Raw genomic sequence first — 17,071 nt, 5'->3', positions numbered from 1 at the left:
AAAATGAACAGTAAATGGTGGAAACAAGCGGTTATCTATCAGATTTATCCCAAAAGCTTTCAGGACAGCAACGGGGATGGAATCGGAGATCTTCAAGGGATTATCTCCAGACTTGACTATTTGAAAAAGCTGGGAGCAGATGCTCTCTGGCTCTCCCCAGTCTGTTGTTCGCCTCAGGATGACAATGGGTATGATATATCGGATTATCAGGATATCGATCCCATGTTCGGGAATTTAGAGGACATGGATGAGCTGATAGAAAAGGCAGGAAAGCAGGGGATCCGCATCATCATGGACCTCGTTTTAAATCATACTTCGGATGAACATCCATGGTTCAAAGAAGCGAAAAAAAGTAAGGATAACCCCTATCACGATTATTATGTATGGAAGGATGGGGTTGCAGGAGTTGTGCCCAATGGGTTAAGGGCTTGTTTTGGCGGCCCGGCCTGGGAATGGGTTCCGGAACTTGGGCAATACTATTTTCATCAGTTTTCAGTAAAGCAGCCGGATCTTAACTGGGAAAATCCGAAGGTACGCCGGGAAATCCAGGATATGATTCTTTGGTGGATGGAGAAAGGAATCGGCGGATTCCGGCTGGATGTCATCGACTGTGTGGCAAAGGATCCTGACCGGCTGATCACAGCAGACGGGCCAAAGCTCCATACCTATATACAGGAGTTAAGCAGGGAGACCTTTCAGAAAGGAGATCTTGTCACCGTAGGGGAAGCATGGAGTGCAAATCCGGAAAGTGCCCTGCTTTACAGCAATCCGGATGGCAGGGAACTTTCCATGGTATTCCAGTTTGAGCATATCTGCCTTGACCAGAAAAAGGGCGGAGAAAAATGGGATTTGGCACCTCTTCCATTTCCGGAATTAAAGCGTGTCCTATCCGCCTGGCAGGAAGCCCTTTTCTGCAAGGGCTGGAACAGCCTGTTCTGGAACAACCATGACCTGCCGAGAATCGTATCCCGCTGGGGAAATGATAAGGAATACCGGGTGGAATCAGCCAAGATGTTTGCAATACTCCTTCATGGAATGCAAGGCACCCCCTATATCTACCAGGGCGAAGAACTTGGGATGACCAACGTAAGATATCATATAGAAGATTACCGGGATATAGAGATTTTAAATTTATACCGGGAAAGAACCGAAGCCGGATATAAAAAATCCGATGTCATGGAGTCAATCTATACAAAAGGGAGGGATAATGCCAGAACGCCCATGCAGTGGAATCAGGGCAAAGAAGCTGGGTTTACAGAGGGAACTCCCTGGATCAAGGTGAATCCAAACTATACAAAAATCAATGCAGAGGCTGCTCTGGCAGATGATACTTCTATTTTTTACCTTTACCAGAAGCTGATTGAGTTAAGGAAAACCTACGATGTATTCGCAGACGGGAAATACCGGCTTCTGCTGCCTGAGGATCCTGACATCTTTGCCTATACCCGTACACTGGAAAAAACTGTCTTGCTGGTGGTATGCAACTTTTACAGCAACAAGGTCTTGCTTCCGCTTCCCAAAGAATTTGACTGTGAGAAAAAGCTGCTGGCCAGTTCCTATACGGATGAGGGCCTGCCGAATGAGCTCAGGCCCTATGAAGCCAGAATGTATCTGATCGGGTGATATCAATACAAAGAAATTTATGTTCTAAAAGGAAATCGGTGCCCGGACTTGCGTCCTGAGCACCGATTTGTCTTTCTGAGAGAGCCGATGACGGCTCTCTTTATTCTCCTTACAATGATTATTCAATGACAGGGCTGGGATCTATAATTCCAAATCAGATTTCAAAAGTTCATTATACTTCTCAATAATCCTGTAAAAGGCGTCCAAATCTGACTCTCCGCACTGTTCAATCAGATAAGAGGTTGTCTGTGTGATGTCTGCAACATCGTAAGCTTTATGAACCGAGGAGAGTCTCTGTCCCTTTTCTGTCACGTATAGGCATACTGACTTTTCATTATTCTCCTTGTAGCGTTTTTCTATATATCCGGAGTCAACCAGCTTTTTAATGACCTGGGATATGGCACTTTTGCTTTTATGCCATATCTTTGATAGCTCAGTGGCAGTAATCCCGGGAGAATCGTCAATGTAGGTAAGGGTGTGGATCTCCATCATGTTAAAGTTTTCATTCTCATATGTGTGATGGGCATAGATGTAGTTATGATATAAAATGATAAATTCATACAGCTTATCTGCCCGCGCATTCAACTTTTGATATGCGCTGTTTATATCTGAAATATGACTCATATAGATGCTCCTGTTCTATTGGTAATGTCTTATATGTAATAGTACCATATATAGAATAGGGCTTCAATATTATATTTCATTCAAAGATGAAAATATTGTTAAGCAAATTAACTATAAAAATGGAAAATCAAATTTTTGTGTATAAACTGCCCTATTTATAAAATTATTATTAAATATATATTGACAGTATGCACTAATTATTTTATAATATAGTTCAGTAAGTAAACAATATTTAGTGACATCTTGCTTATTCTAGAAAAAGGATGGTATTTTTCATGGACATTGAGAAGTTCTGTAGAGAAAATTGTGTGGAACGTCGGGGAACAGGCACCTTAAAGTGGGACTCACTTCAGGAAATTTTCGGAGATTCAGACCTGCTTCCGCTCTGGGTTGCTGATATGGAGATCCAGTCGCCGGCAGCAGTAAGGGAGGCGCTGGTAAAGCGCGTGGAGCACGGCGTGTTTGGCTATGGCGCCGTTGAGAATTCCTATTTTGATTATTTCTTTGCATGGCAGAAGAAGCATCATAAGGTAGATCTTGCCAGGGAAAATGTAAGATTTGCCACCGGAGTGGTGGGATCCCTGTATGCGGCGGTAAGGGCATATACCCAAGAGGAAGCGTCTGTGATTATCTGCCCCCCTGTATACTATCCATTTTATGATGCCATACTGAACACTGGCAGAAAGCTGGTAACCTGTGAACTTGATAATCACAACGGTTATTACACCCTGGATTTTGAAAAGTTTGAGAAGGAAATCATCGACAACAAGGTAGAGATGTTCATCCTGTGTTCTCCCCATAACCCTGTAAGCCGGGTATGGTCAGAGGAAGAGCTGGATACCATGTTTGACATCTGCCACAGGCATGGGGTATTGGTGGTCTCCGATGAGATTCATCAGGATTTTACCTATGAAGGGAAGAAGTTCGTATCATCCGCACTGGTCAGCAACGGGAAGTATAAGGATATTCTCATTACTCTGAATGCAGGTTCCAAGACCTTTAACTTAGCCGGGCTGATTCACTCCCATGTAATCATATTTGACAAACAGTTGATGGCTGCCTATGATGCATACATCAAAGGCATTGGTTCCCCGGAAGTTAACCTCATGGGGATTGTAGGCGTGGAGGCCGCTTTCCGGGGAGGGGAAGAATGGCTGGAGAACGTGAAGACATTGATTATTCACAATTATAATTATATGAAGCAGGAGTTTGCAAGGGAGCTTCCGGAGATCATTGTTACGCCTCTTGAAGGAACCTATCTGTCCTGGATTGACTTAAGGGGCTATCTCACAGGGGAAGAAACCGCCGGATTTATCCAGAACAAGTGCCGTCTTGCCTGTGACGTCGGGGAATGGTTCAGCCTCATGGCTCATGGATTTATCCGGATCAATCTGGCTACAGATACAAAGAATGTTGTTACTGCTGTTGAAAGCATTATCAAAAACATCAAAGAAAAGGTGGGAGAATAAATGGCTGTTTCGATTAGTGTAATCTGTTTTTTAATTTATCTGGGTGTTCTGTTTGTATTGCAGAAAAAAGGAAAATCTTTTAATGTACGTGTCGTTGCCGGTTTGTTCGGCGGTATTATATTTGGTGCAATTTTAAAGACAGTCGCAGATGATGCGGCGGTATCTGAGAGCCTCCGCTGGATCAGCCTGGTGGGTACTGCTTATACCAAGCTATTAAAGATGATGGTTATCCCATTGATATTTGTATCCATCGTTTGTGCTATCATTAACCAGAAATCAGGCAAGAACCTCGGCAAGATAACAGCTCTTGTACTGGCCATCCTCCTGTCCACGGCAGCAGTTGCAGCAGTGGTTGGCGGTGTTACTGCTACGGCATTTGGTGTCAGCGCAGAGGGACTGGAGATCGGCGAAGCGGAAAGTAAGAAGACTTCCCAGCTGGAGGAGAAGGCGAAAGAGGGTCTTTCTATTGAGGAAACCATTATTGATATCATTCCATCCAACCCAATCTTTGCCCTGACCGGACAGGGGAACAATGCAACCCTTTCCGTGGTGCTCTTTGCGGCATTCCTTGGAATCGGAGTTATCGGTGTTCGGACATATGCGCCGGAACAGGCGGAGTTTTTCGGAAAAATAATGAATTCGCTGAACACCTTGGTTGTGGAAGTGGTCATGATGATTATCATGCTGACCCCATTCGGTATCTTCTCTTTGATGACCAAAACCATTGCCGGAAGTGACTACACCAGTATCCTGAGGCTAGTAACCTTCGTTCTTGCCTCTTATACAGCTATTTTTATCATGTTCATCATTCACGGACTGATACTGGCTGCCGTAGGAGTCAGCCCGCTCACATATTTTAAGAAGGCTATGACAACCCTGGTATTTGCATTTACTTCCCGTACCAGCGCAGGAACCCTGCCGCTGACCATCAGAACCCTGACCGATGAGATGGGCGTAGATAACGGAGTTTCCAACCTGGCCGGTTCCCTTAGTACCTCCATCGGACAAAACGGATGCGCGGCGATTTATCCTGCCATGCTGGTAATCATGGTGGCTCCTGCCGTGGGCCAGCCCATAACCCCTTCCTTCTTTCTCCTGATGGTAGTTATCATCACGTTTGCTTCCATCGGCATCGCCGGTGTCGGCGGCGGCGCTACCTTTGCAGGCATCACCGTATTATCCGCACTTGGACTCCCGGTTGGTATCGCAGGTCTTCTGGTAGGAATTGAGCCTGTGATCGACATGGCCAGAACCGCCCTGAATGTAAGTGACGGTATGATAACCGGTTTGGTGGCCGCAAAGCTGACGAATAATATTGATATGAAGGTGTATAATGACAAGTCTCTGAACCTGGAAAAGAAACAGGCTTCCGCTAAAGAGGATTTATAACGAAAATAATTGATAAAGGATGTGTGAACATGGGTAAACGGGTTCTTATTGTTGGAGGTGTTGCGGGCGGTGCGTCCGCGGCAGCCAGAATCAGGCGTCTGGATGCAGATGCTTCCATAACCATATTGGAACGGGGCGAACATGTATCCTTCTCCAACTGCTCACTTCCCTATTATTTAAGCAGAACCGTAGAGGATAAAGACGAGCTGGTGCTGATGACGCCGGAGGGATTTAAGAATTCGTATGATATTGAGGTACGTGTTAACAGTGAGGTGTGCGGCATTGACCGCACCCTTAAGAAAATTCGTATCAAGGACCGTGTATCCGGCCGGGAATATGAAGAATCATATGATGAACTGGTGCTTTCACCGGGATCCTATCCTATCCGTCCCAATTCAATCGAAGGGGTGACTCTCCCTCATGTATTTACCGTGCGCAATGTGAAAGATATTGAAACGCTGGATCAGTATATTTCCAGGGAAGAAGTCCGCAGGGTGGTTGTAATCGGAGGCGGCTTTATCGGCCTGGAGGTGGCAGAAAATCTGAAATCAGCTGGAAAGCAGGTAGCTGTGGCAGAAGCTGCAAACCAGATCATGGCACCTTTTGATTATGATATGAGCCAGATTCTGCAAAAAGAGCTTTATGATCAGGGCGTGGAACTGGCTGTGGGTGACGGTGTTAAGGCCATCACTGAGGATAAGGTTATCTTAAACTCAGGCAGGGAGCTGCCCTGCGATGCAGTGGTGCTCTCCATTGGCGTACTGCCGGAGACAGAACTGGCAAAGCAGGCCGGTCTGGAAACCGGTGAAACCGGTGCCATCAAGGTGGCACCGGATTACCGCACCAGCGATCCGCATATCTATGCAGTGGGCGATGCCATCGAAGTCTACCAGCGTCTGACCCACAAACCAATTAAGCTCCCGTTAGCCGGTCCGGCTCTGCGGCAGGCAAGGGCTGCTGCTGATGCCATGTATGGCATGCCCTCCAGAAATAACGGCGTCATCGGCTCCTGTGCGGTCAGGCTGTTCCGGTTAAACGCTGCAGCCACAGGCTTAAATGAGAGAACCGCAAAAGCAAATAACATACCATGTGATTTTGTCTACACCATAGCCATGGATAAGGTAGGCTTAATGCCCGGCAGTTCTCCCATGCACTTTAAGCTGGTATTCGAAGTACCCACAGGTAGGATTCTGGGAGCCCAGGCCATCGGCAAAGGCAGCGTGGACAAACGAATCGACGTGATCGCAACTCTGATTGCCATGAACGGAACACTGGAGGATTTAAAAGATTTGGAACTCTGCTACTCACCGGTATTCGGCACTGCAAGAGATGTGGTTAATCTGGCTGCACTGGTGGCACTCAATGTCCTGCACGGAGTCGTTAAACAGGTTCCTGTAAGTAACGTGCGGGAGTTGGTGGAGAGCAAAGCCTGCATCATTGATGTAAGAAGCCGGGACGAGTTTGAGATGGGACATCTTATTGGAGCTGTAAATATCCCCTTAGGTGAATTGAGGCAGCGTATATCAGAGATTCCTCATGACAGGCCGGTATTCCTGCACTGCAGGACCAGCCAGAGAAGCTATAATGCGGCCATGGCGTTAAAGGGCCGCGGTTTTGACAATGTCCTGAATATATCCGGCTCCTTCCTTGGAATCAGTTATTATGAATATTTTACAGATATGACTACAGGACGGGAAAAGATACTTACGGAATATAATTTTCTGTAAAAGCTAAGGATAAAAACAGACGGCATGGCCTGGAAAAAGGGTCATACCGTCTGTTTTTGTCTGCAAAGCCTTGATAATTCAAGATACTCTTAATACCTGATTACTTGGCCGGATACTTTTATCTTAAACCTCAGTCATAATAAATATATCATAAATCGCCTTGATTGCTTCTTCGAAATCTCCGTTCTTCACGCCGATGATGATATTAAGCTCGCTGGAGCCCTGGTCAATCATCTTAACATTGACTCTGGCATGGGCAAGAGCCGAAAAGATCCTACCGGCAGTTCCTCTGGTGGCCTTCATCCCCCGGCCCACCACGGCAATCAGCGCAAGATCTGATTCCATCTCAAGGAAATCAGGCTCCACCGCCCTGTGGATCCCTGCGATGACAGACTGCTCAAATTCCACAAATTCCGATTGATGGACAAATACGGTCATGGTATCGATTCCCGACGGCATATGCTCAAAGGAGATTCCGAATTTTTCAAATACCTCCAGTACCTTTCTCCCAAACCCCACCTCAGCGTTCATCATGGCCTTTTCAATGTTAATGGAGCAAAAGCCTCTCTTCCCTGCGATTCCGGTTATGGTATAATTAGGCTTCCTGCAGGTGCTTTCCACGATCAGGGTCCCCTTGTCCTCAGGCTTATTGGTATTCCTGATATTAATGGGTATCCCTTCTTTTCTCACCGGGAAAATGGCATCCTCATGGAGGACACTGGCTCCCATATAAGCCAGCTCTCTCAGCTCCCGGTATGTAATGGTCTCAATGACCTCAGGATTCTTGATGATCCTGGGATCAGCCACCAGGAAACCGGAAACATCCGTCCAGTTTTCATACATATCCGCATGAATGGCCTTTGCCACAATAGAGCCTGTCACATCGGAACCGCCTCTGGAAAAGGTCTTTATGGTGCCATCCTGCCTGGATCCGTAAAAGCCGGGAATCACTGCCCGTTCCACATGCTCCAGCCGCTCCCCAAGCTCCTTGTTGGTAAGTTCCGCATTAAACGTTCCATCTGCATCAAAGAAGATCGCTTCTGCCGCATCTATAAATTCGAAGCCTAAGTACTCTGCCATCACCAGTCCATTTAAATACTCTCCCCTGGAAGCTGCATAATCCCGGCCTGCCTTTTTAAGGAAGTTTTCTTCAATGGTTTCAAACTCATGATCCAGATTTAAGTTTAAGTCAAGGCCGTCTATAATCTCTGCATAGCGTTCCTTAATCTTCTCCAGAATCTTTTTATAGCTTTTTCCATCTGCTGCTGCATCATAGCACTGGTATAACAGATCCGTAACCTTTTCATCCTTGTCATTCCGTTTGCCCGGCGCTGACGGAACCACAAAACGTCTGCTTTTATCCCCGCGGATGATATCGCCAACCTTTTTAAACTGCTTTGCGCTGGCCAAAGAACTTCCTCCGAATTTTACAACTTTTTTCATACGCTTATCTCCTCTGATACAGGTTATTATTACATATTTAACGGAAATAATATCCTAATTGCATTCAGCTGTCAAGTATTTTTCTTTATTTGTGCATAATTTTCCATTCTCATGCATAAACTTACTCTCTCATTTCCTGGTTTACTTGATCCTCGCAGGAACGCATGGCAAGAATGGTTTTCTCAAACAGCTCATCAAGCGTCCACCCCATGTTCTCAGCACCTGCGGCAATCACTTCCCTGGAGCAGCCTGCCGCAAAGCGCTTGTCCTTAAACTTCTTTTTTAAGCTGGTGACTTCTAAATCCATGACGCTTTTGGAGGGACGCATCCTGGCTGCCGCTCCGATGAGCCCGGTCAGTTCATCTGCTGCAAATAAGATCTTTTCCATCATATGCTCCGGCTTTACATGGGAACAGATGCCATAGCCATGGCTGCAGACAGCCCGGACCAGTTCTTCCTCTGCCCCTATTTCAGCAAGAAGTTCCGGTGCTCTCTTGCAGTGCTCCTCAGGGAACTGTTCAAAATCCACATCATGAAGAAGCCCTGCGATCCCCCAGAATTCTTCCTCCTCACCAAATCCCATTTCTCCTGCGTACCAGCGCATCACCCCTTCCACAGTCAGACCGTGAAGCAGATGAAACGGTTCCTTATTATATTTCATAAGTAATTCCAATGCCTGTTGTCTTGTGATTGCTGTGTTCATAGCCTTTCCTCTTTCTCCATTTTTTATTGATATTTTTTCAATCCTTCCTTTGTTTTAAAAGGACCCTATGGCGGATTCTCCTGATACCTTGATTCCATTTTCCTCCAAAAGCCTTGCTGTCACACCGCTCCCAGGAACTTTTGTCCCCGAAAACGTCCCATCGTAAATAATCCCATGTCCGCAGGATGGGCTCCGTTCCTTTAAAATGGCCCTCTTGCAGCCGTAAAGCCCGGCCAGTTTTAAAGTCTCCTCTGCTCCCTTTACAAAGCTGTCCGTTACGTCCTTTCCTGACCGGTTCACCACACGGATTCCAGGAAGGTTCCCTGTGTCATCCCGGTTAAGCTGTTCTGCAGGCTCCCTTGGCGTTTCCAGACCTCCAAGCTGCTCCGGACAGACCGGTATTAAGTTGTATTTCTCCATTAGGCCAATCAAATCTTCCTGTAAGCCGTTTCCGCCGTCATAGCGGCAGTTAATGCCCAGCAGACAGGCACTCACCAGAATGTTTTCTTTTTTCATCTTACGCCTCCTTATAAAGAAATTAAAATATTCCTGTATTCTTCCCCGCCAAAAGATTTTCCACACCATTGTGTAAAAAAACATCCTCCAGGCAAAAGCCCGGAGGACACCGTTTCATCGTCTCTTTTTATTATACCATAAGCAGCAAATTATGCAATATTTTTAATCTTTTAAAAATATTACCAGGATATTTCAAACTGGTTTGAAAACACTATGCAACAACCTTATTTCCCAATTATATTTATAGATATTATCTATAAGTAACCAGAGAGAAACCGCCTGTTTAAGCGGAAAATGGCATATTCTAACTTTTTTTGTGTATGGCTAAAAAATTTTTATATTTTCATGGAATATGAATTGTTTTTGATTCATTTATATGTTAATATGTATGGGATAGAAGAAATAAAAAACGCCATTTTTAACTAAAATATATAAAATAGTATTGTAAAATAAAATGTGCGGGATTATATAATATCAACCAAAAAATAAAGAGAGAGAGGTATTGATATGTTTGTAGTAAATGTCAACGGTAAGGATTACCAATCAGAAGAAGATATGGCATTAATGGATTTTCTCCGTTACAAGCTTGGTATCACCTCCGTTAAAAACGGATGTAAGGAAGGAGCCTGCGGAACATGTACCGTAATTGTAGATGGAAAGACGGTCCGGGCATGCGTACTTAAATTATCCAAGCTGGAGGGGAAAAAGGTTCAGACCATCGAAGGGTTTACACAGAGAGAACGAGATGTCTTTGTTTATGCCTTTGCGGCAGCAGGAGCCGTTCAGTGCGGTTTTTGCATTCCAGGCATGGTGATCAGCGGCAAGTGTCTCATTGATCAGAATCCTGATCCAACCAGGGAAGATGTAAAGCAGGCGATCCGTACCAATATCTGCCGGTGTACTGGTTATACGAAAATAGAAGACGGCATTTTGCTGGCGGCAAAAATGCTTAGGGAAAATACAGAGGTACCTGAATTAAAGCAGACCGGTAACGTGGGCGAAAGAACCTGCCGGGTGGATGCGGAAGCAAAAACCCTGGGTACTGCCAAATATGCCGATGACTATTATCTGGAAGGCATGCTTTACGGAAAGAACGTGTTCAGCAAGTATGCACGTGCTAAAATTAACGGGATTGATACCAGCAAGGCTCTTGCAATGCCGGGCGTTGTCGCTGTTTATACGGCAAAAGACATACCTGGAGACAGGTACATCGGCCATCTGGCACATGACTGGCCCGGAATGATCGATGTTGGCGAAGAAACAAAGTGCTGCGGCGACACCCTTGCCATGGTCGTTGCTGAAACACCGGAACAGGCAGCAGCAGCAGTGAAAGCCGTAGAAATAGATTATGAAGAACTAGAGCCCATCCGCTCTCCAAAAGAAGCCATGGTACCAGGCGCCCCTCAGGTTCATGGCGAAGGCTTTATGCATTTTGGCAAATTCAGAATACCGGAAAACAACCTTTTTGACCATGAAGAAGTAAAACGCGGTGATGCAGAGAAGGCTCTTGCAAATTCCAAATATATTGCAGAGGGCACCTTCTATGTTCCGCCCACAGAGCACGCTTTTATGGAACCGGAAACTGCTGTAGGTATTCCTGACGGTGACGGGGTAAAGGTAATTACCGGATCACAGGGTATTTATGATGAACACCACGAATTAAGTGCATATCTTGGCCTCCCTTTGGAGAAAGTAAGAATACAGAGCGCATTTGTCGGCGGCGGCTTCGGCGGAAAGGAAGATATGAGCGTACAGCATCAGGCGGCTCTTTGTGCTTATTTATCAAAGAGACCTGTAAAGGTATCCTTCTCCCGTCAGGAAAGCATTAATTATCATCCTAAGCGCCACGCCATGGAAATCTACTGCAAGATCGGCTGTGATGAAAACGGTATTATACAGGGAATGAAGGCAAAGCTTCTCTCAGATACAGGAGCCTATGCTTCTCTGGGCGGACCAGTGCTTCAAAGAGCCTGCACTCATGCCGGCGGACCGTATAATTACCAGAACGTGGACATTGAAGGGGATGCTTATTATACCAACAATCCGCCAGCAGGCGCATTCCGTGGATTCGGTGTGACCCAGTCCTGTATGTCAACGGAAGTTTTGATCAACCAGTTAGCAGAGAAGGTAGGAATTTCCGGTTGGGAGATCCGTTACCGCAATGCCATCAGACCAGGCCAGTCCCTGCCTAACGGACAGATCGCTGACGAAGGCACCGGTATGGTGGAAACCCTGGAAGCAGTTAAAGAAGATTTTGAAAAATATGAAGCAGATCCTAATTATTTCGTAGGGATTGCATCTGCCATGAAGAACGCCGGTATCGGTGTGGGCCTTGCAGACGTAGGCCGCTGTATCTTAAGAATACGTGACGGAAAGGTAATTACAGGCTCTTCCGCTGCTGCTATCGGCCAGGGACTTCAGACCATAACCTTACAGATGGTCTGTCAGACCACAGGTCTTACGCCGGAACAGGTAGTGGTTGGACATCCGGATACAAAATACACACCAGACTCCGGAACTACCACCGCATCCCGTCAGACCGTATTTACAGGCGAAGCGATCCACATTGCAGCCTTGAAGCTGAAAGAAGATTTGGATGCAGGACATTCTTTAAGTGATTTGGAAGGCAAAGAATACTACGGCGAATTTGACTTTAAAACAGATCCTATCGGCAGTGATAAGCCAAATCCAGTGAGCCATATTGCTTATGGATATGGTACACAGCTTTTTGTTATTGACCAGGAAGGAAAGGTTGTAAAGGTAATCGCAGCTCATGACATAGGCAAAGCCATCAACCCTCTGGCCGCAGAAGGACAGGTAGAAGGCGGCGTAGCTATGGGGCTGGGTTATGGACTGACAGAGGATTTCCCATTAAAGGACGGCATTCCCCAGGCTAAGTTAGGTACGTTAGGTATCTTTAAAGCACCTCAGATGCCCCCTGTTGACATACGGTTCATTGAAAAGAATCCTTCTGATGTAGCATTCGGAGCAAAGGGAGTCGGTGAGATCGTTTGCGTTATGGGAGCACCTGCTTTGCAGAATGCTTATTATAAGAAGGATGGCGTATTCCGGTACAGTCTTCCATTGGAAAATACATTCTACCGCAAGCCGAAACCAGCAAAATAAAAGGATTCAAACGGTAAAGATTCCTTTACAGGCAGAATACGTAAAAAGGGCGGAGCGAATCCCGCCCTTTTTTCTTTCAACCTACAACAGCAAAAAGGGGGTTATCATATCATGGCAGGTTATTATGAAGAATTATCGAATGCTGATAAAAACAAGAGCTTAATCAGCCTGACAATCATCAGCGGACAGGGAATGGGATCCAAAGCCCTTTGGTCCGACGGGGAATTTATTTTAAAGCAGGGAGATGAAACGATTTTTGACGATTTTTCCGAGGAATTAAAAAACCTTGATAAAACCCAGACCATTAAGATTCAAAACAGCACTCTGTTCTGCGAATTGGTGACAGGGGAAAAATACATGGTGGTATGCGGAGCCGGACATATTTCTATTCCCATCATCAGAATCGGAAAAATGCTGGGCTTTCATGTTACGGTAATTGATGACAGAGTATCCTTTGCCAATACCGCAAGAAAAGAGGGGGCCGACGCAGTAATCTGCAAGCCCTTCCGGGAAGCCTTGGAAGAGATCAGCGGAAGTACAGGCCATTATTTTATCATCGTTACCAGGGGTCACCGTCATGACCAGGACTGCTTATCCCAGATCATAGGCAAGAAAAATGCCTACATCGGCATGATCGGCAGCAGAGCCCGGGTAAAACTGGTAAAGGATTTTCTGGAAAGCGAAGGAGTAAGCAGAGTGCTGTTAGACAAAATCTACACTCCTATCGGCTTAAAAATCAATGCCCAGACCCCGGAAGAAATCGCCGTAGCCATTATGGCAGAGATTATTCAAATCAAAAACGGAAGCAGAAAAACCTTTGGATATCCTAAGGAGATCCTTGAGGGACTCATTTCCCGGGAGTCGGATGACATACCAAGGTCTCTTGTCACCATTGTATCCAGAAAGGGCTCCGCTCCCCGGGATGTGGGTTCAAAAATGATCGTGATGCTTGACGGAAGCACCATGGGGACCATTGGAGGCGGCTGCGTGGAGGCCGAGGTGTGTGCCATTGCAAGAGAAGTTGCCAGGGATAAAACACCGGTGTTGAAAAAGGTTGACATGACTCCGGACAACGCAGAGGATGAGGGAATGGTATGCGGAGGAATCGTAGAGGTCTATATAGAGCCGGTATGAGGCATAACCGGGTTCGCTTGTTTCGGTTAAAAAACACAATGACATTTTCCTGAAAATATAGTATACTTCATACGATGGACTAGAATGCACCAACGAAAGAAAGGAAGGCAGCACCATGTATTGTGTAAAAAATATCAAAGACGACTTGTTCTGGGTTGGGGGAAGTGACCGCCGTCTGGCCCTGTTCGAAAACGCCTATCCCATACCGAAGGGGATATCCTATAACTCCTACGTCCTGCTAGACGAGAAAACCGTTCTTTTTGATACCGTTGACCGGGCAATCACCGGACAGTTCATGGAAAATGTGGAGGCAGTCCTTGGGGGACGGAATCTGGATTACATCATTGTAAATCACATGGAGCCGGACCACTGTGCCACGTTGGGGGAAATGGTAAGAAGATATCCTGATGTAAAAATCATCTGCAATACCAAAACAGTCCCCATCATCAATCAGTTTTACGAATTCGGCGTTGACTGCCGGGCTGTGATCGTGAAAGAAGGGGATACCTTCTCCTCCGGCAGGCATTCCTTTACCTTTTATATGGCTCCCATGGTCCACTGGCCGGAAGTAATGGTTACTTACGACACAACGGACAAGATCCTTTTCTCCGCCGATGCCTTCGGTACCTTTGGCGCCATGAACGGAAACCTGTTCGCTGATGAAGTGAATTTTGAACGGGAATGGCTTGACGAAGCCAGAAGATACTATTCCAATATCGTAGGAAAATACGGTCCGTCCACCCAGACCCTTTTAAAGAAGATCAAGGAATTAGACATCCAGATTCTTTGTCCGCTCCACGGACCTGTGTGGCGTGACCAGATCTGCTGGTATATGGACAAGTATTTTAAATGGAGCAGCTACACTCCGGAAGAACATGCCGTTATGATCGCTTATGGCTCCATATATGGAAACACGGAAAATGCAGCCAACATCCTGGCCTGCCGCCTTGCAGAACGGGGCATCCGCAACATCGTCATGTATGACGTATCTTCCACCCATCCCTCTGTGATCCTTTCAGAAGCCTTCCGCTGCAGCCATCTGGTATTTGCTTCGGCTACCTATAACGGCGGAATCTTCTCCAGCATGGAACATCTGCTTCTGGATATGAAGGCCCACAATGTACAAAACCGTACAGTCGCCCTTATGGAAAACGGTTCCTGGGGTGTCATGGCAGGCAAAAAGATGACGGAAATTCTATCTGAAATGAAAAATATGACCATACTGGATCAGACCATTACCATAAAGTCTTCTGTAAAAGAGGACCAGTTGGCGGAAATTGCTGCTATGGCAAATGCCATTGCAGACACTTTCAACTAATATCAGACTGGGCCTCCCATGTGAATGATATCCCCATTCCCGATGGCAAAGGCCAGAATGAAAGAGCATTCCCCGCCTGGAACAATAGTTCCATCATGGCGGGGAATGCTCTTCTTTTGAATTACGGTTATGATACCATAGAGATTAAAGAACAAGAGAAGGTGGCGTATAAACTCTGGCCGCCAGCTCTGAATCCAGCAAATACAGTCCCTTTGCATCATTTCCGAATAAATCGTATCTTTTTATGATCTCATCCGTATTTTTCTCTTCCTCGTTCTGTTCTTTTACAAACCAGTCAAGGAACTGCATGGTACGGAAGTCTTTTAATTCGTAAGCGGTTCCATAAATATCATGAATGGAAGCCGTTACTTTTATCTCATGGTCATAGGCGGTCATAGCCGGCTGGCGGAAATCCGTGTAAACAAAATCGGGAGCCTTAATATCTTCCAGCACAACCTTCTCGCTATTGTTAAGTAAATAATCCATAAAGAGCATGGCATGATCCCGCTCTTCCTGAGTCTGAATCTTAAACCAATTCGCAAAGCCGTTTAAATTACTGTCAGCATAATAATTGGATATATCCAGATAGATGTATGCCGAATACAGTTCAAAATTAATCTGTTTGTTTAACTTAGCAACAATTTCTTTATTTAACAAAATCTTCGCCTCCTTTAACCTTGTTAGTCTGTAAATTAATATTAGATTGCATTAAATGCATCTTTTTCTAAACCGCATACAGGGCATGTCCAATCATCAGGGACATCCTCCCAGGCAGTACCTGGTTCAATTCCATTATCCGGGTCACCTAATTCCGGATCATATATATAACCACAGGGACACTCGTATTTCTGCAAATAACACCTCCCTAAAAATGATATATTATATTCTAACATTTTTTACCAAATTATTCAATGGTGTAATAAAAATATTTTATTTCTCATAACGTCTGATAATAACACCTTCTCATGCCGCATGTTTATGGATCTTGCAAAGATTCGATGTCTTTTGCCGTTTCGGCAAGAAAGAAGCCGCTGTTCCGTCTCTGAATGTTCAGGAACAGTACAGCAGCCTCTCAATACATAGCAATCAATTATTACTTCATTTCACTAATCTTCTCCCACATAGCCCAAAGCGTGCCTGCCACCCGATATATTACGCTCCGTGAGAAGTAATGCAATGCAGCATAACAACGCCAGCAGCCGGCTCAAAGCCCTGGCCCTTTTAAACTGGTATCCCAATGGTACTCCTTCTGCGGAAACCGCATGATAAAAAATCATTACTTTATGATTTTATTTAAAATACCTTCCAGAACGTTCTTGTCTTCTTCCGTAAGCGAAGCAAATATACTGCCGTTATCTTTCTTCCAGTCCCGGGCAAGTTCTTTTGCCGAATCAGCCCCTTTTGAGGTAAGGGAAATATATATGGTTTTGTCTTCCGTTCGCTTCCGGCTGATGCATGCCTTTTTCTCCAGCTTTTCCAAAGCCTCTTCCAACTCCCCGGAATGCAGCCCTGTATGAACCTTTAGCTCCTTTTGTATCAGGCTGCCTTTTTCCGCCAACACTGCCAGTATGTAAAACTGTTTTCCTGCCTTTCTGTCAGACAGCTGCTTCATTCCGTTGTAACAAAGGCGCAGAAGCCTGATTTCAGACAGGATACCTTTCCACTCATTCTTTTCAGGAGCCTTTACCGGTTCCGAAGCAGGTTCCTCTGCCGTCCGGGACTCCTCGGTTAGAAGTTCAGCCTTTCGCTTAATCTCTGGCTTACGCTTCTTTTCTTCCTTAAATCTCTTTTCTTCCTTAAACTTTTCTGCCAAAGCTCTCCCCTTACCGCAATGGGGATCTGAGAAAGAACAGTGCCTTTTGCAGTATGGACAGTGCTTGCTTGCAAGTATCTCTTTTTTCATGCCGGTTCCTCCATCTGTGTATTCTATGATTTCTTTATGAAATCAAAGGGGATGTTTCTGGTGATTTTCCTGATGCTACTATTATATTTTTCCGGA

Annotated in this window: 14 protein-coding genes; 7 read left to right on the top strand and 7 right to left on the bottom strand. The window is 45.5% G+C overall.

All coding sequences use genetic code 11. The features are described 5' to 3' along the window. Positions 1 to 3: 3 nt before the first annotated feature. A complete protein-coding gene (locus CLOSA_RS04875) occupies positions 4 to 1,623 on the top strand; it encodes a glycoside hydrolase family 13 protein (RefSeq protein WP_013271659.1) in 1,620 nt (539 codons plus the stop codon). Between the two features lie 141 nt (positions 1,624 to 1,764). Here the strand turns inward: CLOSA_RS04875 and CLOSA_RS04870 are convergent, their stop codons facing one another. Then, the gene (locus tag CLOSA_RS04870; protein WP_013271658.1) at positions 1,765 to 2,247 is read right to left on the bottom strand and encodes a MarR family winged helix-turn-helix transcriptional regulator; all 483 of its coding nucleotides are present in this window, start codon (positions 2,245 to 2,247) and stop codon (positions 1,765 to 1,767) included. Positions 2,248 to 2,522: 275 nt separating this feature from the next. Between CLOSA_RS04870 and CLOSA_RS04865 the strand changes: the two genes are divergently transcribed. The 3 genes from CLOSA_RS04865 to CLOSA_RS04855 are packed head-to-tail and all read left to right on the top strand — an operon-like array spanning position 2,523 to position 6,832. Beyond that, on the top strand, positions 2,523 to 3,716 hold the full coding sequence (locus CLOSA_RS04865; protein WP_013271657.1) for a MalY/PatB family protein: 1,194 nt from the start codon (positions 2,523 to 2,525) through the stop codon (positions 3,714 to 3,716). Beyond that, the gene (locus CLOSA_RS04860; RefSeq protein ID WP_013271656.1) at positions 3,717 to 5,105 is read left to right on the top strand and encodes a cation:dicarboxylate symporter family transporter; all 1,389 of its coding nucleotides are present in this window, start codon (positions 3,717 to 3,719) and stop codon (positions 5,103 to 5,105) included. 29 nt (positions 5,106 to 5,134) lie between these two features. Then, the gene (locus tag CLOSA_RS04855) at positions 5,135 to 6,832 is read left to right on the top strand and encodes an FAD-dependent oxidoreductase (RefSeq protein WP_013271655.1); all 1,698 of its coding nucleotides are present in this window, start codon (positions 5,135 to 5,137) and stop codon (positions 6,830 to 6,832) included. 123 nt (positions 6,833 to 6,955) lie between these two features. Here the strand turns inward: CLOSA_RS04855 and CLOSA_RS04850 are convergent, their stop codons facing one another. From CLOSA_RS04850 to CLOSA_RS04840, 3 genes are all read right to left on the bottom strand, one after another. Further along, a complete protein-coding gene (locus CLOSA_RS04850) occupies positions 6,956 to 8,275 on the bottom strand; it encodes an aspartate kinase (protein ID WP_013271654.1) in 1,320 nt (439 codons plus the stop codon). A 121-nt stretch (positions 8,276 to 8,396) separates the two neighbouring features. Beyond that, a complete protein-coding gene (locus CLOSA_RS04845; protein WP_013271653.1) occupies positions 8,397 to 8,978 on the bottom strand; it encodes a hydrolase in 582 nt (193 codons plus the stop codon). Between the two features lie 54 nt (positions 8,979 to 9,032). Further along, entirely contained in the window at positions 9,033 to 9,494 is a 462-nt protein-coding gene (locus CLOSA_RS04840) for a DUF523 domain-containing protein (protein ID WP_013271652.1), read from the bottom strand. Positions 9,495 to 10,001: 507 nt separating this feature from the next. Here CLOSA_RS04840 and xdh point away from each other — a divergent pair. The 3 genes from xdh (at position 10,002) to CLOSA_RS04825 (ending at position 15,072) form a co-directional block, all read left to right on the top strand. Beyond that, positions 10,002 to 12,620, top strand: coding sequence for a selenium-dependent xanthine dehydrogenase (gene xdh / locus CLOSA_RS04835; protein ID WP_013271651.1), 2,619 nt, complete (start codon positions 10,002 to 10,004; stop codon positions 12,618 to 12,620). A gap of 111 nt (positions 12,621 to 12,731) precedes the next feature. After that, positions 12,732 to 13,754, top strand: a complete 1,023-nt coding sequence (locus CLOSA_RS04830; RefSeq protein WP_013271650.1) for an XdhC/CoxI family protein — start codon at positions 12,732 to 12,734, stop codon at positions 13,752 to 13,754. 115 nt (positions 13,755 to 13,869) lie between these two features. Beyond that, complete coding sequence (locus CLOSA_RS04825; RefSeq protein WP_013271649.1) at positions 13,870 to 15,072, top strand: FprA family A-type flavoprotein; 1,203 nt, start codon at positions 13,870 to 13,872, stop codon at positions 15,070 to 15,072. Between the two features lie 144 nt (positions 15,073 to 15,216). On the opposite strand, the gene CLOSA_RS04820 is transcribed toward CLOSA_RS04825, so the two are convergent. The 3 genes from CLOSA_RS04820 to CLOSA_RS04810 form a co-directional block, all read right to left on the bottom strand. Next, a complete protein-coding gene (locus CLOSA_RS04820; protein ID WP_013271648.1) occupies positions 15,217 to 15,729 on the bottom strand; it encodes a ferritin in 513 nt (170 codons plus the stop codon). A 41-nt stretch (positions 15,730 to 15,770) separates the two neighbouring features. After that, complete coding sequence (gene rd / locus CLOSA_RS04815; RefSeq protein ID WP_013271647.1) at positions 15,771 to 15,926, bottom strand: rubredoxin; 156 nt, start codon at positions 15,924 to 15,926, stop codon at positions 15,771 to 15,773. 422 nt (positions 15,927 to 16,348) lie between these two features. Continuing rightward, on the bottom strand, positions 16,349 to 16,975 hold the full coding sequence (locus tag CLOSA_RS04810) for a MarR family winged helix-turn-helix transcriptional regulator (RefSeq protein ID WP_013271645.1): 627 nt from the start codon (positions 16,973 to 16,975) through the stop codon (positions 16,349 to 16,351). Between the last annotated feature and the right edge of the window lie 96 nt (positions 16,976 to 17,071).

It is taken from the genome of [Clostridium] saccharolyticum WM1, from assembly GCF_000144625.1.
Lineage (GTDB): Bacteria > Bacillota > Clostridia > Lachnospirales > Lachnospiraceae > Lacrimispora > Lacrimispora saccharolytica.
This window is presented reverse-complemented; position numbering and strand designations above follow the sequence as displayed.

What these genes read in the sequence shown, in the direction of transcription:
- CLOSA_RS04855 (WP_013271655.1), top strand. Translation starts at nt 5,135, where the DNA reads ATGGGTAAACGGGTTCTTATTGTTGGAGGTGTTGCGGGCGGTGCGTCC.
- CLOSA_RS04850 (WP_013271654.1), bottom strand. Translation starts at nt 8,275, where the DNA reads ATGAAAAAAGTTGTAAAATTCGGAGGAAGTTCTTTGGCCAGCGCAAAG.
- CLOSA_RS04840 (WP_013271652.1), bottom strand. Translation starts at nt 9,494, where the DNA reads ATGAAAAAAGAAAACATTCTGGTGAGTGCCTGTCTGCTGGGCATTAAC.
- xdh (WP_013271651.1), top strand. Translation starts at nt 10,002, where the DNA reads ATGTTTGTAGTAAATGTCAACGGTAAGGATTACCAATCAGAAGAAGAT.
- CLOSA_RS04810 (WP_013271645.1), bottom strand. Translation starts at nt 16,975, where the DNA reads ATGAAAAAAGAGATACTTGCAAGCAAGCACTGTCCATACTGCAAAAGG.
- CLOSA_RS04845 (WP_013271653.1), bottom strand. Translation starts at nt 8,978, where the DNA reads ATGAACACAGCAATCACAAGACAACAGGCATTGGAATTACTTATGAAA.
- CLOSA_RS04870 (WP_013271658.1), bottom strand. Translation starts at nt 2,247, where the DNA reads ATGAGTCATATTTCAGATATAAACAGCGCATATCAAAAGTTGAATGCG.
- CLOSA_RS04825 (WP_013271649.1), top strand. Translation starts at nt 13,870, where the DNA reads ATGTATTGTGTAAAAAATATCAAAGACGACTTGTTCTGGGTTGGGGGA.
- CLOSA_RS04860 (WP_013271656.1), top strand. Translation starts at nt 3,717, where the DNA reads ATGGCTGTTTCGATTAGTGTAATCTGTTTTTTAATTTATCTGGGTGTT.
- CLOSA_RS04865 (WP_013271657.1), top strand. Translation starts at nt 2,523, where the DNA reads ATGGACATTGAGAAGTTCTGTAGAGAAAATTGTGTGGAACGTCGGGGA.
- CLOSA_RS04875 (WP_013271659.1), top strand. Translation starts at nt 4, where the DNA reads ATGAACAGTAAATGGTGGAAACAAGCGGTTATCTATCAGATTTATCCC.
- CLOSA_RS04830 (WP_013271650.1), top strand. Translation starts at nt 12,732, where the DNA reads ATGGCAGGTTATTATGAAGAATTATCGAATGCTGATAAAAACAAGAGC.